This is a genomic window from Xylanibacter sp., from assembly GCF_057607445.1.
On sequence record NZ_DBLZAX010000007.1, the window covers coordinates 64,787 to 83,180 of the forward strand.

Genomic DNA, 18,394 nt, shown 5'->3' on the forward strand with positions numbered 1-18,394 from the left:
GGCCTTTTGCAACGCATTAATTATCAGCACGTTACGAAGGCAGGCAAGACACGGCATGCCGGAGGCTGAAAACGGGCGCGCCAACGGCCGGACGAGGCACGCTGACGGCAAAACTGACAGCTGGCATGACACGTATAAGGGTACAAACGACACCTCGATATGACAATTTAGACGGTAAAAACATTATACACATTTTTATGTATTAAAAAAGATTAAATCTTTCAAAATAGATTCGCAAATTATACCTTATATTACTAATTTGGCAGTAACTTTGCAGGCATAAAACCGAGAACAAAAATACAACTCTTTTAAAAATAAGGTAATATGAAGATTGAAAAAGTTCATGCAAGAGAAATCCTCGACTCAAGAGGCAATCCTACAGTAGAAGTTGAAGTAACCCTCGAAAACGGCGTAATGGGCCGTGCAGCTGTTCCGTCTGGAGCATCTACAGGTGAGAACGAAGCACTCGAGCTTCGCGACGGCGACAAGAACCGCTACCTGGGCAAAGGCGTACTGAAGGCTGTTGAAAACGTTAACACAATAATAGCACCTGCATTGAAGGGCGACTGCGTATTCAATCAGCGTGCCATCGACTATAAGATGCTGGCTCTCGACGGAACTCCTACAAAGAGCAAGCTCGGCGCAAACGCAATTCTCGGTGTGTCTCTGGCTACAGCACAGGCTGCTGCCAAGGCTCTCAACCTGCCGCTCTACCGCTACATCGGCGGCTGCAACTCTTACACAATGCCGGTTCCTATGATGAACATCATCAACGGTGGTGCTCACTCTGACGCTCCTATCGCATTCCAGGAGTTCATGATCCGTCCGGTTGGCGCTCCTTCTATCAAAGAGTCTATCCGCATGGGTGCTGAGGTGTTCCACGCACTTGCTAAGCTGCTCAAGAAGCGCGGTCTCTCTACAGCAGTAGGTGACGAGGGTGGTTTCGCTCCCGCACTGAACGGTATCGAGGACGCTCTCGACAGCATCTGCCAGGCTATCAAGGACGCAGGCTACGAGCCGGGCAAGGACGTTAAGATCGCTATGGACTGCGCTGCCAGCGAGTTCGCAGTATGCGAGAACGGCGAGTGGTTCTACGACTATCGTCAGCTGAAGGACGGCAAGAAGAAGGATCCTAACGGAAAGAAGCTTACTGCCGAGGAGCAGATCAAGTATCTTGAAGAACTTATCACAAAATATCCTATCGACTCTATCGAGGACGGTCTCGACGAGAACGACTGGGAGAACTGGGTTAAACTTACAGCTGCCATCGGCGACCGCTGCCAGCTCGTTGGTGATGACCTGTTCGTAACTAACGTTAAGTTCCTCGAGAAGGGTATCAAGATGGGTGCTGCTAACTCAATCCTGATCAAGGTTAACCAGATCGGTTCTCTGACTGAGACTCTCGACGCTATCGAGATGGCTCACCGTCACGGCTACACAACAGTTACTTCTCACCGTTCAGGCGAGACAGAGGATACTACTATCGCTGACATCGCTGTTGCTACTAACTCTGGTCAGATCAAGACTGGTTCTATGAGCCGCACAGACCGTATGGCTAAGTACAACCAGCTCATCCGCATCGAGGAAGAGCTTGGCGAAACAGCTAAATATGGCTACACAAAGCTGAAATAATTTTCCATAAGCATATCAGCTGTAAAGGGGATGCATGAGCCACATGCATCTCCTTTCTTTTTATATGGCACACAAAACCGGACGAGGCATATTTATCTACGAATTATAACTTTTTAGCCCATATTTCTCAATAATTCACGTATTTTTCCGATAAAATCTTCGATTTATCAAAAAGTAATGAAAATATATTAATTTATTGCATTGCAGTATAAAATAAATTCATATATTTGCCAAAGAAGAACATTTCCTGCATTCAACGGGATAGTGGCGCTGCTGAATGTAGATCCGAGACAAGATAATTAACCTATTTATTACAAGTCGGAAGCTTATTAACCTGCTGCTTTATTTAAAATCATCACAGCCCTATGAAAAAGAACATTTTACGCGCAATTGTACTTTTTTCAATTGCTTTTGGGTTTTCAGGGACGGAGAAAATCCATGCGCAAAACGGTCAGCCTCACAGTCTTAAGGCCGATGTTACCTTCTCTGACGTAACGCTAAGTTGGAAGAAGCCAACAGACAACATCATTCTGCAGTGGCACGATGACGAGGACTACAATGGCATGGACGGCGTACTGAAAGATCCTGAAGGGTCAATCGAGTTTTATGCCGCAAGTAAGTTCAGCGCATCTGAACTTGCAGCCTATGCCGGACAGACAATTACTGATGTACGTTACTGGGAATATCGCGAAGCGTACAAAGCCTCAGTAGTTATCTTCGAAGACGGTACGCCGGTGTATGAGCAGGCCGCCGACCTCGCAGGATTTGAGAAAAACTCATGGAGGAACGTAAAGTTTGACACGCCATACACCATCCCCGAGGGCAAGGAAGTGCTGATATCAATCAAATATTCATACGGAAGAAACCTCGACATGGTTGCCATCTGCGACCGCGCTCCTACATACGGCAAGGGCAATCTATACTCATACGACGGAGAGACATGGCACAGCGACGGCCCGGGCGACTTCCTCATAACTGCCGTTCTCGCAAACAATTCTACCGGTGAACCTAAGGGATACAACGTTTACCGCGACGGCGAGAAAGTCAACGGCGAGCTTATTGCCGATGCCACAAGCTACACCCTTAATGGCGAAACCGACGGACAACATGAATATCAGGTGTCTGCCGTGTATGACGCCGACGAGAAGATGTCTGCCAAGACTTTGGCCAGCACCTTGTCAGTATACGGCTGCATGCCTCCGGTTCCGTGCATATCAGGCAAGGCAGACAACCTGTCGGGCACGATAACATGGGGCAGTCCGCTAAAGCGCGGTGCCGAAATGACATGGAGCGGCAAAGAAGTATCCAACGGAATAGGCGGAACCTCAAGCACATCGCCTAAGGTATGGATCAAGCATGAGTTCTCGGCTACAGACATGGCGGCATTCCCCGACCATCAGATTACAGCCATAAATGCATACGTCTTCAACGACGGCACGATAAATTCAGTAACCGCCTTCATAATGAAAGACGGCGTCATCGACTATTTCGAAGAGGTCAGCGCCGACATGGTTACAGCCATAAAGACCAACGAATGGAACAAGTTCGCGCTGCAAAAGCCTTACAAGATGGAGATAGGCCACGGCTATGCATTCGGTCTTTACTACACTCACACAGCCAAAGGCCACCCCGTTGGCGTAGACAACACAGAGGCAATAGAGGTGAAGGGCAACAGCTTCTCAACCTCAAGTCCGTCTTCTAAGGGCTTTGCCGAGTCGAGTCCATACTGGAAGACATTGTCTGAAGGCAAGATACCGGGCAACTTCATGCTGTCAGCAGACGTAGAAGCGCTCAGCAGTCAGGCATCAGAGCCACAGAACATCACGGGATATGACATTTACCGCGACGGCGAGTTAGTTGCCGAAAACGTGGCAGGCCCGTCATACACCGACGTCGTTTCTGACCTCGGAACATACCAATATGCCGTTGTAACCAAAGGAGAAGGCGGCAAGAAATCAGACGCAGAGACCGCATATCTCACATACACGCTGCCAGAAGAATACAAGGCTCCGACCATCGTGAACAACAGTCAGGACGGAAAGAACATTAACATAGCATGGAGTTCAAATGCCTATGAGCTGAAACACTACAGCAGAGCAACCTACATTGCAGGCTTTGCAGAGGAAATGCCGCTGCTTTACGGAGCAAGGTTTACGAAAGAAGAACTGGCTGAATATGCCGGATTCAAGTTCCATTCGCTCACATTCGGCCTCGGCGACAACCTCGACGAATTCAAGCTAAAGATTATTGCAGAGGGCGGAGAAGTACTCTATGAGAAGCAGCTAACCAAGAACGACATAACTCCCGGCTATCTCTACACCCTTGACTTCGAGGGAGAAATAGACGTAAAGGTTCCCGAAGGAAAGGACATCTACCTCGCTTATGAGGCCACGTTGCCAGCCAACACCACACCGATACTGCTCGATGCAGGTCCGGAGGCTGAAGGCGGAGCCGTAGTCAACCTTGCGGGAGGCGCAGGCTCATGGCTCAACCTCAGCACGATAGCCTCTGACTATAAGGGCATGAACGTAGTTATCGGCGCGCTGATAATCGACGACAATGCAGCACAAAGCCCGTCGAAGGTCAAGGCAGCAAGGCTTAGCAGCGTCAAGCTCAACGGCAATGACATGGAGAGAGTAATCATAAAGACGAAAGCTACGGCTGATGCTGAGGGCATGGAGTTTGGCATCCGTACGGCAAAAGAACCTGCCAAGGCCGCTGCCGCAAATGCAGACAAGCCCAAGGTGAAGAGCTACCGCATATACAGAAACGGCGACATGCTGCTCGAAACAACAGAGACGAGCTATGCCGAGACACTGACCGAATACGGCATTATCTACTACTACGTAACGTCTGTATACGAAAACGGATGGGAATCGCCTGCAAGCGACCTCATGACATTCAGAAACACCATTGCACAGCGCACCCAGGCACCTTACGACCTGCGCGGAGCAGTAGACGGAAAGAACCTTAACCTGACATGGAAGCCCGTTAGCGAGGCGCCCGTACTTACCTACGAAAACGGCAGCGGAAATTATATGGCATTCGGCATGACCGGCAGCAATGTCGTTGAAGGCTACATGGTGATAAAATTCCCGGCAGCAGAGATGGCCGACAAGGTGGGCCAGGAGATATCACACATTAACTTCAGACTGAACTCTACCGACCTGCAGACCGCGGCAGCTGTGGTTATGTATGGCGACAACGTTGTCTACATGCAGGACATCAACGTATCTACGCTCAATGTAGGAGCCAACACCGTGCGTCTGAACAAGCCTGTAAAGGTCATTGAAGGCAAGGACATCGGCGTGGGCTATCACCTGTCTTACATGTCGGGAGTTAAGCCTCTCGTATGCGACGACGGCCCAACCGTGGCTGACTATTACAGCGACCTCATCTCGGCTTCAGGCACTCCGGGCTACTGGAAGTCGATGAACAAGGACTATAAGTTTAACTACAACTGGGCAATATCAGCCACAATAAAGGCTGCCGACCAGAAGCTTGACACCGAGAAGGCAAGCGCTCCTGAGGCAGACGGAGTTACATATACGGTATACAGAGACGGCATGCCGATACAGACAGGCCTGACAGCCACATCGTTTGTCGTAGAGAATGCAGCCAACGGCATATATACTGTAACGGCAACTACAGGAGAAGACGAGTCGGCAGAGTCGAACTCTGTTGAATACGGAGAGACTACGGGAATAACATCTCTCACCGACGACGGCAGCGACAGCCTGAAGAAAGGCGACATCTACACCGTAGACGGACAAATAGCAGCCCGCAACGGCGACACATCGAAGCTGAAGAAAGGCGTGTATATCATGAACGGAAAGAAGTTTGTCGTTAAATAACAAGACGACATAATGTGCCCGGACCGACACAGGTCTGACGCAACATCAACCTACAACGAGGCATCCCGAATGGTCGGGATGCCTCGTTCCGTTTATCCCAAACAAGTTATTAGTATTCGGTCTGTTTTTTTGCTTTATATTGAACGGATTTCGGTTATATTTCTCGCAGGCATAGCGGACTATGTCAAGAAGAAGCTAACTAAAAGACACCGATAAAAACAAAAAGACAGACTGAAAGCATAAAAGCACAAAATTGATAAAGCTATGTGCGGTCTGATCCCAGATTTGGGATTACAGCCCTCAACCGAACGCAGCGCTGAACGACCTCTCCAACAGTCCCGAGCCGCACATTCATTCAGGCCAGCATGCCCAAACCGCCAATAAATCACTGTCAGACGGAGAGCCGATGCCTGCCATACCGCCGGGCGGTCTGCATGCATACACTGCCCGTGGAGACACGGAGCGGTCAAAAAACTGCGGCTTACATTTGGCTCAGCTGCGGTCTTTACGTATCTTTGCATCATGCTTACAGAGTTTCATCCCATACACACCGATATACCGAAGCCGCAGAAGTTCACCTTCCCTTTCTGCTACGAGCCTCATCCGCTGTGCCTGCTTGCCGCCGGAGAGGTGCAGAGATATATAGCAGGAGTGGACAAATGGCGTGACGAACTGCAGCACGGCAAGATGTTCGGGGTGCTTGTCGCTGAGGACGAAGAAGGCCGACTGGGCTTCACGGCGGCATTCTCAGGACTGCTCGACGGCAGCAACGACCATCCTTATTTTGTGCCGCCGGTGTTCGATGCCACGCCGGTTGACGGATATTTCAAGACCAACGAGGCACGTATTTCGGCCATAAACCGCACGATTGACGGCATTGAGAAGGGCGAAAGCTATCTTAACGCCCTGCATGAACTTGAGAGTTGCAAGACCGAAACAGCCGCTAAGGAGGAACAATACCGGCTGAAGATAAAGGAGGCAAAGGCGGCACGCGACGCAAAAAGGCAGAGCGGCGCGCCCATAACGCCCGAAGAGGAGGAACGGATGCTGAACGAAAGCCGCTTTATGAAGGCTGAACTGCACCGCATGAAGAAGCGGAACAAAGAGCAAATGGCCGAATGTGAGGCACGGCTAAAGCCGTTTCAGGACGAGATAAGGCAACTGAAAGCTAAGCGTAAGGCAATGTCAGACAGTCTGCAACACTGGCTCTTTGAACAATACAACATGCTCAATGCACGCGGAGAGCGGCGCGGACTATGCTCAATATTTGCCGACACGCCTCAGCACGTGCCGCCCGCAGGAGCCGGCGACTGCTGCGCTCCAAAGCTGCTTCAGCATGCCTATCTAAACCACCTGCACCCGGTGTGCATGGCGGAGTTTTGGTGGGGCGACTCGCCAAAGAGCGAAATACGCCACCATCTGCACTATTATCCTGCCTGCCGAGGCAAATGTCTGCCCATATTAACGCATATGCTGCAGGGCCTCGACGTTGATCCCGACCCGCGACAGGCGCCCGAACAGCGGCAGCCCGAGATTGTTTATGAAGATGAATGGCTCATCGTGGCATGCAAACCTGCCGGAATGCTGTCTGTCAGAGGCAAGTCTGACCGCCAGTCGGCAGCATCGCTGATAGCCCAAAACTATGCCGAAGGCTACGAGCCTGTGCCCGTTCACCGCCTCGACATGGACACATCGGGACTGATAATACTTGCCAAGACGCCCGAGGCATACAAGAACCTGCAGGAGCAGTTCTGCCAAAGAAGCATCAGCAAGCGCTATGTGGCACTGCTCGACGGCACACCCAAGGCGCCAACAAGCGGCAGGATAAGTCTGCCACTCATCGCCGACCCGCTTAACCGCCCGTATCAGAAGGTGGACACCGACAACGGAAAGGCTGCCGTAACCGACTATAAGATTATCGGACAGGCAGCAGGACGCACGCTGATAGAGCTGTTTCCGCACACCGGACGCACCCACCAGCTGCGCGTTCACTGCGCACACAGGCTCGGACTTGGCACACCGATAGCAGGCGACAGCCTCTACGGCCACCCTGCCGACCGCCTGTATCTGCATGCCGAGGCAATAACCTTCCACCATCCTGCCACTGGCAAAGAAATGACATTTGAACGCACTGCCGGTTTCAGACGGTCAATAATGCCGCAGGACTGATAAAGACGGCATACAGGCGTAATAAATCCGAACACAGGGAAAATAAAGACATAAAGGAGATACATTATGGAAGACAAAATGAAATGGAAGACGCTGAAAAGCGAATATCTTATACAAAGGCCGTGGCTGACGGCTCGCCGCGACACCGTGGAACTGCCCAACGGCGTCGTTAACGATGAATACTACGTGCTGGAATACCCCACATGGATCAACGTGATAGCGCTGACAACCGACGGCAACATGGTGATGATAAGACAATATCGCCACGGAATAGACCAGACTTGCTTCGAGATTGTTGCCGGCGTGTGCGAGAAGGGCGAAGACCCTGAGGCCGCCGCGCGCCGCGAACTGCTAGAAGAGACGGGCTATGCCGGAGGAGAATGGCACGAACTGATGGCCGTATCGGGCAACACAAGCACCACCAACAACATAACCCACTGCTTTGTGGCTACGGGCGTTGAGAAGGTTGGCAGTCAGCATCTCGACCGCACGGAGGACATTGAGGTGCATGTTATGACCAAGGACGAGGTGATGCAGCTGCTCGTGAACGACGAAATAAAACAGAGTCTGATGGCTGCGCCGCTGTGGAAATACTTCTATCAGCTAAACATCCGTTAACATTGAACCGACAGACGTTAACATTTCGACATGCGTCAGAAGTGCGCCTTTTAGAAAAGACAAATGTCTTCAGAATGTGCGAATATGCTTATTGAACACTGACAGGAGGTCTATTCTGCACAATTTTACACTGAAATACAGGTGATAAAACAGTGAAACAAGTTGCAAAAAGCAGCCTTTCACCATACGAAACACGGCCTTTTACACTGCAAGAGACGGCCTTTTGCAATGTAAAAGGCCATGTTTTATAATATAGTTTATGGCCATTCAATACACATAAAGCGATAACATATTGACTGACAATACATTACGCAAATTATAAGAAAACGCCGATTTTCCAGCCGAAAACCTGTAAAAAAGATTTCACAAGCCGTTTTCCGCCCTTTTATGTTAAACAGAATGTGCCGCACTTAACGGTTGTTAACCATTAAATGCGGCACACTCTATATTTGTTCTTCATTCAGACTGACAAACCGAACGGCAGCAACAAGCCACATTAAACCATGCCGACAGCATGTCATTGCCATCGTTTTTCCGCCACAGACATAACGTTATCAGAAGCTGTAGCTAAGTCCCATCCTCACCTCGAAGGTTTCCGAGCGCACGTTGTCGTGGTATTTATATCTCGTTTCGCGCATATAATACGATGCAAACAGGTCGAGACTCCAGTTCTTTCTGAGATAAACCTGCAGGCGCGGATTAATCACCAGCAGCGCCGCACTGCTCTTATCGCCCTGCGCGTTGAGGTGCAGCGGGTCGGTGTTCTCGAGGTCCTTGCCCTCATATCCCACCCATGTGTATATGCTGTAGAAGTCGGCGTTGAGCGTAAACTTGCCGAAGCGCGGAAACTCAAGCACGGTCTGTGCCTTCGCGCTGAATCCGCTGCCCATGTTATAGTCGCGGTCTATCACGTTATAATAGTCGCTCAGCGAGCCTCCGAGCAGTATGGCGTCGAGAAAGAGACGCTGCTCCATGCGCCCTACGTTGCCAACTTTAGGAAAGCGGTAGATAAGACCGGGACCGAAGCTGGCAGCCTCTGATATGCGGTAAGGCACACGCGACGTGCCTTCCTTGACGGCTTCAGAGTCGTAATAGTTGAAATGCTGGAACAGACCGAACACCGCCGTCATCTCCTCTTCGTCGTAGAAGTTTACGCCCCACAGCTTTCCTAACAGATGAACGCTGCTTATAAGCGGCTGATTGCCGCTTAGTCCGAAGGTTACGTTGGCCGTAAAATAGTCGTAAGGCTTGCTCTCCTCTCCGTTGAATGCGTCGCCGTAGCGCAGCCACAGGTCAAGATACGGATTGTGCTCGCCCCTGAACAGTCCGCCCTCATCGGCAAGATAGCGGTCGCCGACAGACACGGTGAAGGCCACAGGTATGCGGCTGTAGTCGTGATATTTGTAATAATCATGGCGCACACGCCACGCATCGCCGCTCAATATGCGGTTGAACGCACGGATGGGGCACACCAGCGCACCGGCAAACTCACGCAGAAAGCGGCGCATGCCACGCTCGCGGTCGTCGTAAATGAGGTTAGACACGCGGTGGGTTACCTCGCCTATGCATATTCCGCCAATAGTTGTTGCCATGAGGTCGTTTATTGCAGGCGGCTCAATCTCGCACGCCAGCTCCCACATCAGACTGCCTCCAAGGGCATAAGGAGCCGACTCCCAGAAGCTAAGGCCGTTGCTTCGGGCGGCGTTGAAATATAGTCCGCCGTGGTAAGGATGGGCAAACAGGTTGGTTGAAAACTGGTCGTTGTCCCACACAAAGCCCGTCTTGAAGTTCTCCTTTATGCTGCTCAGATTAACTTTGGCAAAGTCTTCGCACAGCACAAAGCGGTCGAAGCAGTTCACGAGCACGTTGATTCCGACAGCCTCGGCAGCCGCCTTCCAGGGCCGTTTCTTCATATTCTCAGGGTTGTCGAAGGCATATATCGACACCGAATCAGTTACGCCTGCCTCCGTTTCGTCATCATCAGCCCTGCCCTTCAGTCCGCCGCGGTTGTAGGCAAAGGTCAGTCCGGCCTCAACTATGGCTCTGTTGCGGTATTTCCGGTTATGCTCATAATATCTCGTAAAGCCATATCCGGCAGACGCAAACAGCCCGATGTTGTCGTTGAGCCTGTAGTCTACGTTGGCGCGCAGCTGCAGTGAGTATAGGCGTTCGGGCTTGTCGGCCGAATTGTGCTGAAAGGTCTCTATGTGAAAGAAGCCCGCATCGGCGCTAATCGACCACCGGCGGCCGAGGTTGAAATACTGTCCAAGACGATAATAGAGCGCGCCCGAAAACTTCTCGTCGAGCCCCATGTAATGCGTTCCGGCACCAACTATGCTGTAAGTGCTGCGGTTGCGGAACCTGAATGCGGCGTTAATCTTGCTGCTGTTGCCGCCAAAGAACATGAAGTCTACCTTCGTCTTGGGGTTGATGTTCACCAGTCCTATCTTGTGCGCCACTGTGTCGCGGCTGTAGTTTACCAGTCCGAGCTGCACGCCGTGCGGATGTTCCATGCATACATTGGCCAGTCCTATCTGCCATCCACGCAGCGTGTCGGCATAGTTATACGTGCCGAGCTGTGCGCCGCGCATCACCTTCGAACTGATGTTGGCCAGCACGGATAGCTGCATTCCGCCGCCCACTCCGCGCGATATGTTGGTGACTCCGCCAAGCTGAAGGCCCCTGAAGGGCGACAGACTGACGTTGCTGAACGCCGAAAGCTGCACGCCGCACATGTTCATCGCCACGCCCGACAGGCCCGAGAGCTGCACTCCGTGCATCTCTCTGCCGGCAAACGACGTCATGGCATTGAGCTGGAAGCCGTGCAGACGGGCGGCTCCGCCGAGCAGACCGACGTTAAGATACGACGTGCGCACCGCGCTGCTGTCGGTGCGTCCTATGGTCAGCGCCAGGTCGTGGCGTCTGTATTTGAGCGAGTCTTGGGCATAAACGCCGGCGCATGTTGCCAAAGACAGCAACACGGGCAACAGCCTCATGGCACGGCGGAAACGGTAACCGGGTGTGTGCATAAACATTTGTGAAATTCTACACAAAGGTAAACATTTGGCATAACAATATGCGATAAGGAGGCGAAAAACTGCTGAAAAAGTAATAAATATAACAAATTCAGTAAATCGTACACACGCTGTTATGCCGATAAGAAGTATCTTTGCATTAGCATCGGCGAGCAGCAGGCAACACGGCATAAGCCCCTATGCGCCGCAGCCGGCTGAAGTTCAACAAGAAAGAATAAACTATTTGAGCATGGAAAACCTGATAAAATTCAACTCCATCGACGAATACAACAAGGCGATGGGCTTTGAGACGAAGCATCCGCTCGTGGCAGTGGTAGACCTGAAGAAGGCCGACAAGAAGGCATTTCCGCAGGAGGTGTCTTACTATTACGGCGTTTACGCCCTGTTCCTGAAGCAGACTTACTGCGGCGACATAACCTACGGCCGCATGCCCTACGACTATCAGGAGGGCACGGTTACGAGCTTTGCGCCCGGACAGGTTGTACATGTAAAGCACAGACCCGACTATGAGCCCAACGCTCTCGGCCTGCTCTTTCACCCCGACCTCATACGCGGCACGTCACTTGGACAGGAGATAAAGCAGTATTCGTTCTTCTCTTATTCGTCAACCGAGGCGCTCCATCTGTCGGAACAGGAGAAGATGATATACAAGGACTGTCTCGAGAAAATCAAGATTGAGACCGAACGCCCGATAGACAACCACAGCAAGAAGCTGATATGCCGCAACATCGAACTGCTGCTCGACTACTGCATGAGGTTCTACGAGCGCCAGTTTATCACCCGTAAGGTGGTTAACCGCGACATTCTGACCAAGTTTGAGAACGAGCTCGACGGCTATTTCGAGGGCGATACGGCCGCAGTGAACGGTCTGCCTACGGTGAAATATTTTGCCGAAAAGTGTTTCCTGTCGCCCAACTACTTCGGCGACCTCATCAAGCGCGAGACGGGACGCACGCCGCAGGAGTATATACAGAACAAGATTATGGACCTGGCAAAGGACGAACTGCTGGGTACAAGAAAGACAATCAACGAGATAAGCTACGGTCTGGGGTTCCAGTATTCGCAGCACTTTAACCGCTACTTCAAGCGCAACACGGGCATGACGCCGAGCGAATACCGCAAGGCTTCGGTGTAGGACGATGACGGCTAACGCTGAAAAGACAAGATGACGAGAGACACAATGCGCCATATCTGCGACACGACAAACTATGTGTGCGAGTGCAACCGCGCCTTCGACAAGGAGACAAGGCATCCGCAGGTGAGCCTGATAGACATGTCGGGCAAGAGCAGCTGCCGCAACATGGCCACCGACTGCTATGCGGTGAAGGTGGTGAGCGACGGATGCACCGCCGGAAAATGCGGACAGCACTACTACGACTTCTCCGAAGCCACCATGACGTTTGCCACGCCTGCAAGCGAGATAGACCTCAGACAGTGCGGCGGAAGGATGCTGATATTTCATCCCGACATAATAAGATGCACGCCGCTGGGCATGAGGATAAAGGACTTCTCGTTCTTTAAATACCACACGGACGAGGCGCTCCATCTGTCGTGCTGCGAACTGAAGGTGATAGGCAGATGTCTCGACGGCATCGACTGCGAGCTGAAATGGGGCGTAGACGAATACAGCAAGGCTATAATAAGCAACTGCATCGAACTGCTGCTCAACTATTGTCAGAGGTTCTACACACGCCAGTTTATCACCCGCCACGAGGCCAACACGGCTGCAATAAAGACCGTTAACGGCATAATAGACGGCTTTCTGCGCTCGGGCAAGGCCGCCACGCAGAGCATGCTGACGGCATGCCGGATAGCGCCCGAACTGAAAATGTCGGCCGAATATCTCAACGACATGATGAAGCACGAGACGGGAAAGAGCGTGAGCGAATACATACAGCTGAGGCGGATACTGATGGCAAAGGAACTGCTGCTGTCTACCGACATGACGGCAGGCGACATAGCGTCGACGCTTGGCTTCTGTGCCGAGAGCTGCTTCAACACGGTTTTCAAGAAGATTACAGGCTGCACGCCCCATGAATACCGCAACGGCTGACGGCGGACAGTAAACATTTGGGTGCCGCAATGCACCCAAATACCCCAATAACCAACATCCCCATAACTCCAAATCATTAGTTCACATGGTCGCATAAGTCCCATCCCTCTCATCAATTCCCCCTCACCAAAGCCTCAACAAAAATGCTGATTAGCCTTGATTTATTTTGCCGTTAAGGCTGTTTGCATTACCTTTGCACAAAAACTAATATACTACAACCAATGAAAAGAATTGTTTTTACGCTTATCTTTGCCGTTGCCGCATGGCTATATGCCGCAGCCGAAAACTATCCTTACCGCTCTGACTATCTGTGGCTTACCGTGCCCGACCATGCCGACTGGCTCTATCAGACGGGCGAAAAGGCTAAGGTTGAGGTTCATCTGTATAAATACGGCATACCGAGAGACTGCAAGGTGAACTACGAAATAGCCGACGACATGCTGGAGGCTGACAAGGAAGGCTCTGTGAAACTCAACGGCGGAAGGGCCACGATTGACATGGGAACGAGAAAGACTCCGGGCTTCCGCGACCTCAGACTGAAAGCCACGGTTGACGGCAAGACCTACGAACATCACATAAAAGTGGGATTCTCGGTGGACAAAATCAAGCCTTACACCAAGGAGCCTGCCGACTTTATGGACTTCTGGAACAAGAACATTGAGGACATGAGGGCCGTTCCGCTGAAATATACAAAGGAAAGAGCCGACGAATATTGCACCGACAAGATTGACTGTTACCTCGTGAAACTGACGCTCAACAAGCAGAAACAGGCCGTATATGCATATCTCTTTTATCCCAAAAACGCCGCAAAGGGCAGCTGTCCGGTGGTGCTTTGCCCTCCGGGAGCAGGCATAAAGACCATAAAGGAGCCGCTGCGCCACAAGTATTATGCCGAGAACGGATGTATAAGAATGGAGATGGAGATTCACGGACTCGACCCGAGAATGAGCCAGGAGATGTTCAACGACATATCTAAAGCATTCAACGGCAAGGAGAACGGCTATCTTGCCAACGGCATAGACAACCGCGACCGCTACTACATGAAGCGCGTCTATCTGGCTCTTGTGCGCTGCATCGACCTGCTGACGCAGCTGCCTGAATGGGACGGACGCAACGTAATCGTGCAGGGAGGCAGTCAGGGCGGAGCGCTTGCACTGGTGGCTGCCGGACTCGACAGCCGCGTGACGCAGTGCATCGTCAATCATCCCGCACTGAGCGACATGGCGGCATACAGCGCCGGACTTACCGGCGGATATCCTCACTTCAACCGCATTGAGGGCATGCTCACCGAGAACAACATGAAGACCATGGCTTATTATGACGTCGTAAACTTTGCGCGCCACGTGAAAGCCGACACTTATATGACATGGGGATATAACGACAACACTTGTCCGCCGACAACAAGCTATGCCGTATGGAACACTCTAAGCTGTCCGAAAGAGGCTCTGCTGACGCCCATCAACGAGCATTGGACATCTGACGACACTGAATACGGACAGATGGAATGGATGCTGAAACATCTTAAATGATGCTTTATGCATGGCGAAATAAAAGCCGGCCACATCACAAAACGCAAGTGAACGGCGGTTTACATAATGTCATAAGCAACAAAACATAACACCCCGCAGGCTATTGTCTGCGGGGTGTTATAGTTATAAAGACATGTTGAAAGTTACAGTTTGTCATATTCTTCATCCGTAACCGGCTCGAGCCATTCGTTCGACGCGCCTTCTTCGGCAACGGTGAACGTTACGTGCTGGAACCAGCTGTCTTTGGTTGCGCCGTGCCAGTGCTTAACGCCTTCGGGTATTTCAACCACATCTCCGGGCTTCAACATTCGGGCTTCCTTGCCCCACTCCTGATACCAGCCTGTGCCGCCGACGCATATCAACACCTGTATTCCTTTGTGATGGATGTGCCAGTTGTTGCGGCAGCGAGGCTCAAAGGTTACGTTCGACACTGGAACCTTGCCCTGACTGAGCGGTGCAAGATAGCTGTTGCCGATGAAATATTTGGCATAAGCCGAATTGAAGTCGCCTTTGGGGAACATCATCTGCTCCACGGGCTTGCCCTCATCAAACGGCTCTCCGAACACTGCCGCAATGGCCTTGGCAGCGCGCCATGCCTCAACCTCGCCCACACGGGCAGCAAGCGTGGCAGGTATTGAGCGTATCTCGTCGTCCTTCAGGCCCATGTTGCGCGCTCCGCTGACGTGCGACTGCAGCTGCGGCTCAACGCCCTGCATGCCTGACAGCGCGCTGACAGTAACCAACTCGCGCTCGGCGTGAGTGAGATTGTTGCGCGCAAAGATGTCACCAAACAGGTGAGCCTTAAGATAATAGTCGGTGGCTGGGGCGAAATCATAGTTAAACGGCTTGCCGCTCAACTTGGTCTGCACCTCCGTTCCCTGTTTCAGTGCGTCGTATCCTTCTGCCATCGGGTCGGCATCCTTGCCCTCCTCGCACGCCTTGCCCTGCTGACGGCGGCTGTTGACAACGCTCTGCAGTGTGCCAAGGGCGTTAAGGCTGCGCGGAAATCCCGTGTAGGCATACAGCTGCGACAGGGCTTCCTTAATCTCGCTCACGGTAAGTCCGGCGTCAAATCCTGCGTTGATGGCGACAGTCAGACCGTCGATGTCGCCCTTTGCCTCAAGGCATGCAATGGCAGCCATGCACTGCTGCTTTTCGTTTAGTACGTTTTTCATATTCTCTTCAGCTTTTATCTGACTGCATACGGCCATCAACATAGCCGCCGCAATCATTGTTACATTAATCAGTTTCATGCTATCATGTTTTGGTTACGGTGCAAAGTTAGCACATATCCGCCGTCGCCACGATACCACATTTACTGATTATTTTACCCTTTTTACACATATTTCATTACGAGACCTAATGCCTCGCTGAGAGCCGTTTATAGCCTGACAGCATCAGATGTGCTTTATCACGCGCGCCGGAACGCCGCCAACTATCGTGTCGGCAGGCACATCCCTGGTTACCACAGCTCCGGCAGCAACCACCGAATTGTCGCCTATCGTAACGCCCTGGAGTATCGTCGCATTAGAACCTACCCACACATTGCGCCCCAAGACTATCGGAGCAGGAAAAGTGAAGCGGCGGTTTTCGGGCTCAAGTCCATGGTTGAGCGTGGCAAACACCACGTTGTGGCCTATCTGACAGCCGTCGCCAAGGGTTACACCTCCATGATCCTGAAAGTGGCAGCAGGCGTTGATAAACACGTTTTCGCCTATGTGTATGTTCTTGCCGAAGTCGGTATAGAACGGCGGAAACACTCTCAGCGTGTCGGGAACTGTGTATCCCATAATCTCTGAGAGCAGCGACCTTACTTCCTCCTGAGTGTGAAACTCGGCGTTGAGCCTGAACGTAACGCGGCGCGCCTCGTTGCTCATCTCGTCCATAAAACTGCATATCTCGGGTGTGTTCAGCGGTTTGCCTGTGGCCACATAAGCCAAAAAGTCATTCAATGTCATAATGATATATTGTCCTTTTTTCGTTAACTGTCGTTTCATTTGTGCCTTCACCATGACCGCTCCGGCACCGCAGAGCGGCCGTTTTACTGCACGCTGCAAAGATAACTATTATCGGCATTAACCTGCATACCCATATCATGGATAATGTTATATCTTTTACTTTTTTATATTCCGGCACACGCCGCAGCGACGTCTGCTCATGCCTCACGGCTACAGACACACCGCGCGGCACGCAGCCTCAACACATAAAAATCACGGGGCGTATGCTTGCGCCGTGTGTTTTTTATTCTTACATTTGCATAGAGAAACATTTTATCGGCTTCATTTTATACAAAAAACAAATTATGAACATAACGGACATTCACGTGGTGTACTTCAGTGCTACCTACACCACACGCACAATAGTTAGGGAAATAGCCAAGGCCATAGGCGGAAACATCATTGAGCACGACATAACCAACGCCCTGCCCGAGAGCGAAATAACGCTCAGCGGCGACAACAGTATGCTCATTGTTGGCGCTCCTGTCTACGTGGGACGCATACCCGAGGCTGCCGCCGAGGCGCTGAAGATGGTTCACGGCAACAACACTCCTGCCGTTGCGGTGTGCGTCTATGGCAACCGCGACTACGACGACGCGCTGCTCGAGATAAAAGACACGCTCAACGGCAACGGCTTCCGCACGTTTGCTGCCGGCGCGTTCATCGGCCGCCACTGCATATTCCCGAAGGTTGCTGAGGGCCGTCCCGATGCTTCCGACCTTGAAAAGGCTGCCGCATTCGGCAAGAGATGTGCCAAACTGCTCGCCGATGCTGCCGGAACAGACGCCTTGGGCGACCCAGAAGTGAAGGGCAACCGCCCGTATAGGGAGGCTCACAAGGTGCCGATGTGCCCAACGGGCGACAAGAATACATGTACCAAATGCATGACCTGCGCAAGACTCTGCCCTGCCGGAGCGATAAGCGAGAGCGATCCTTGCAGCACAGACACATCCAAATGTATTGCCTGCGGACGCTGCGTGGTGGTTTGTCCTCACGGCTCGCGCGCCATATATCTGCCCGCTTATGCCGAAGCTGCGGCTAAATTTACAGCGGCATTCTCGGCAAGACGCGAGCCCGAAACTTTCTTCTAAGATATTAAAACGTAACGAAGATTATGCCGAAAGTCATTTAACGGCAACATAGTTTCTGCATATCTGCAATGCCGAATGGCGGTAAGCATCACGCAGAAGTTATGCTTCTGTATTACAAAACACCCCAAACGGCATTGTAAAAGGTATGCTTTTGCACCATAAAACACGGCCTTTTGCAGCATAAAAGGATAGCTTTTGCGCTGCAAAAGGCCGATGTTTATTAAACAAAAAAGTTTTTCTCAGAAACTCATCACTCGTCACATCTGCCTGTAACGCTCTAATATTCAACGCCTTAAGGTGTGACGTTTTGATTTGCCGACTCATCACATCAAGGGCTTTACGCTGCCGGCGTGATGAGTGCGGACGGCAACTCATCACACTGCAACAATCTGACTGACTGAAAGTTATGCTGCAAT

At 51.6% G+C, this 18,394-nt stretch carries 11 protein-coding genes; 8 read left to right on the top strand and 3 right to left on the bottom strand.

Going from position 1 to position 18,394, the window contains the following annotated elements:
* Window positions 1-324 precede the first annotated feature (324 nt).
* The 4 genes from eno to ACZMIG_RS07105 all read left to right on the top strand — a co-directional run bounded on the left by eno (window position 325) and on the right by ACZMIG_RS07105 (window position 8,273).
* Window positions 325-1,632 carry a phosphopyruvate hydratase gene (eno, locus tag ACZMIG_RS07090; protein ID WP_053398730.1) on the top strand — a complete coding sequence of 436 codons (1,308 nt, stop codon included), beginning with the start codon at window positions 325-327 and terminating at the stop codon, window positions 1,630-1,632.
* A 365-nt stretch (window positions 1,633-1,997) separates the two neighbouring features.
* Complete coding sequence (locus tag ACZMIG_RS07095) at window positions 1,998-5,486, top strand: rhamnogalacturonan endolyase family protein (RefSeq protein WP_487889365.1); 3,489 nt, start codon at window positions 1,998-2,000, stop codon at window positions 5,484-5,486.
* A gap of 522 nt (window positions 5,487-6,008) precedes the next feature.
* Entirely contained in the window at window positions 6,009-7,655 is a 1,647-nt protein-coding gene (locus ACZMIG_RS07100) for an RluA family pseudouridine synthase (protein WP_487889366.1), read from the top strand.
* 63 nt (window positions 7,656-7,718) lie between these two features.
* On the top strand, window positions 7,719-8,273 hold the full coding sequence (locus ACZMIG_RS07105; protein WP_053398728.1) for an NUDIX hydrolase: 555 nt from the start codon (window positions 7,719-7,721) through the stop codon (window positions 8,271-8,273).
* A 554-nt stretch (window positions 8,274-8,827) separates the two neighbouring features.
* Here ACZMIG_RS07105 and ACZMIG_RS07110 read toward each other — a convergent pair.
* A complete protein-coding gene (locus ACZMIG_RS07110; RefSeq protein ID WP_487889367.1) occupies window positions 8,828-11,308 on the bottom strand; it encodes a DUF3943 domain-containing protein in 2,481 nt (826 codons plus the stop codon).
* Window positions 11,309-11,537: 229 nt separating this feature from the next.
* Between ACZMIG_RS07110 and ACZMIG_RS07115 the strand changes: the two genes are divergently transcribed.
* The 3 genes from ACZMIG_RS07115 (at window position 11,538) to ACZMIG_RS07125 (ending at window position 14,890) form a co-directional block, all read left to right on the top strand.
* Complete coding sequence (locus tag ACZMIG_RS07115) at window positions 11,538-12,443, top strand: helix-turn-helix domain-containing protein (protein WP_021853526.1); 906 nt, start codon at window positions 11,538-11,540, stop codon at window positions 12,441-12,443.
* A gap of 30 nt (window positions 12,444-12,473) precedes the next feature.
* Window positions 12,474-13,361, top strand: coding sequence for a helix-turn-helix domain-containing protein (locus ACZMIG_RS07120; RefSeq protein ID WP_487889368.1), 888 nt, complete (start codon window positions 12,474-12,476; stop codon window positions 13,359-13,361).
* Window positions 13,362-13,582: 221 nt separating this feature from the next.
* On the top strand, window positions 13,583-14,890 hold the full coding sequence (locus ACZMIG_RS07125; protein WP_487889369.1) for an acetylxylan esterase: 1,308 nt from the start codon (window positions 13,583-13,585) through the stop codon (window positions 14,888-14,890).
* 143 nt (window positions 14,891-15,033) lie between these two features.
* On the opposite strand, the gene ACZMIG_RS07130 is transcribed toward ACZMIG_RS07125, so the two are convergent.
* Both ACZMIG_RS07130 and ACZMIG_RS07135 read right to left on the bottom strand, forming a co-directional pair.
* Entirely contained in the window at window positions 15,034-16,143 is a 1,110-nt protein-coding gene (locus tag ACZMIG_RS07130; RefSeq protein WP_487889370.1) for a carboxymuconolactone decarboxylase family protein, read from the bottom strand.
* Window positions 16,144-16,287: 144 nt separating this feature from the next.
* Window positions 16,288-16,848: a sugar O-acetyltransferase gene (locus tag ACZMIG_RS07135; RefSeq protein ID WP_487889371.1), complete on the bottom strand. Its 561-nt coding sequence runs from the start codon at window positions 16,846-16,848 to the stop codon at window positions 16,288-16,290.
* A 344-nt stretch (window positions 16,849-17,192) separates the two neighbouring features.
* Between ACZMIG_RS07135 and ACZMIG_RS07140 the strand changes: the two genes are divergently transcribed.
* A complete protein-coding gene (locus ACZMIG_RS07140; RefSeq protein WP_487889372.1) occupies window positions 17,193-17,978 on the top strand; it encodes a 4Fe-4S binding protein in 786 nt (261 codons plus the stop codon).
* Window positions 17,979-18,394: the final 416 nt, after the last annotated feature.

What these genes read in the sequence shown, in the direction of transcription:
- eno (WP_053398730.1), top strand. Translation starts at nt 325, where the DNA reads ATGAAGATTGAAAAAGTTCATGCAAGAGAAATCCTCGACTCAAGAGGC.
- ACZMIG_RS07095 (WP_487889365.1), top strand. Translation starts at nt 1,998, where the DNA reads ATGAAAAAGAACATTTTACGCGCAATTGTACTTTTTTCAATTGCTTTT.
- ACZMIG_RS07100 (WP_487889366.1), top strand. Translation starts at nt 6,009, where the DNA reads ATGCTTACAGAGTTTCATCCCATACACACCGATATACCGAAGCCGCAG.
- ACZMIG_RS07110 (WP_487889367.1), bottom strand. Translation starts at nt 11,308, where the DNA reads ATGTTTATGCACACACCCGGTTACCGTTTCCGCCGTGCCATGAGGCTG.
- ACZMIG_RS07115 (WP_021853526.1), top strand. Translation starts at nt 11,538, where the DNA reads ATGGAAAACCTGATAAAATTCAACTCCATCGACGAATACAACAAGGCG.
- ACZMIG_RS07120 (WP_487889368.1), top strand. Translation starts at nt 12,474, where the DNA reads ATGACGAGAGACACAATGCGCCATATCTGCGACACGACAAACTATGTG.
- ACZMIG_RS07125 (WP_487889369.1), top strand. Translation starts at nt 13,583, where the DNA reads ATGAAAAGAATTGTTTTTACGCTTATCTTTGCCGTTGCCGCATGGCTA.
- ACZMIG_RS07130 (WP_487889370.1), bottom strand. Translation starts at nt 16,143, where the DNA reads ATGAAACTGATTAATGTAACAATGATTGCGGCGGCTATGTTGATGGCC.
- ACZMIG_RS07135 (WP_487889371.1), bottom strand. Translation starts at nt 16,848, where the DNA reads ATGACATTGAATGACTTTTTGGCTTATGTGGCCACAGGCAAACCGCTG.
- ACZMIG_RS07140 (WP_487889372.1), top strand. Translation starts at nt 17,193, where the DNA reads ATGAACATAACGGACATTCACGTGGTGTACTTCAGTGCTACCTACACC.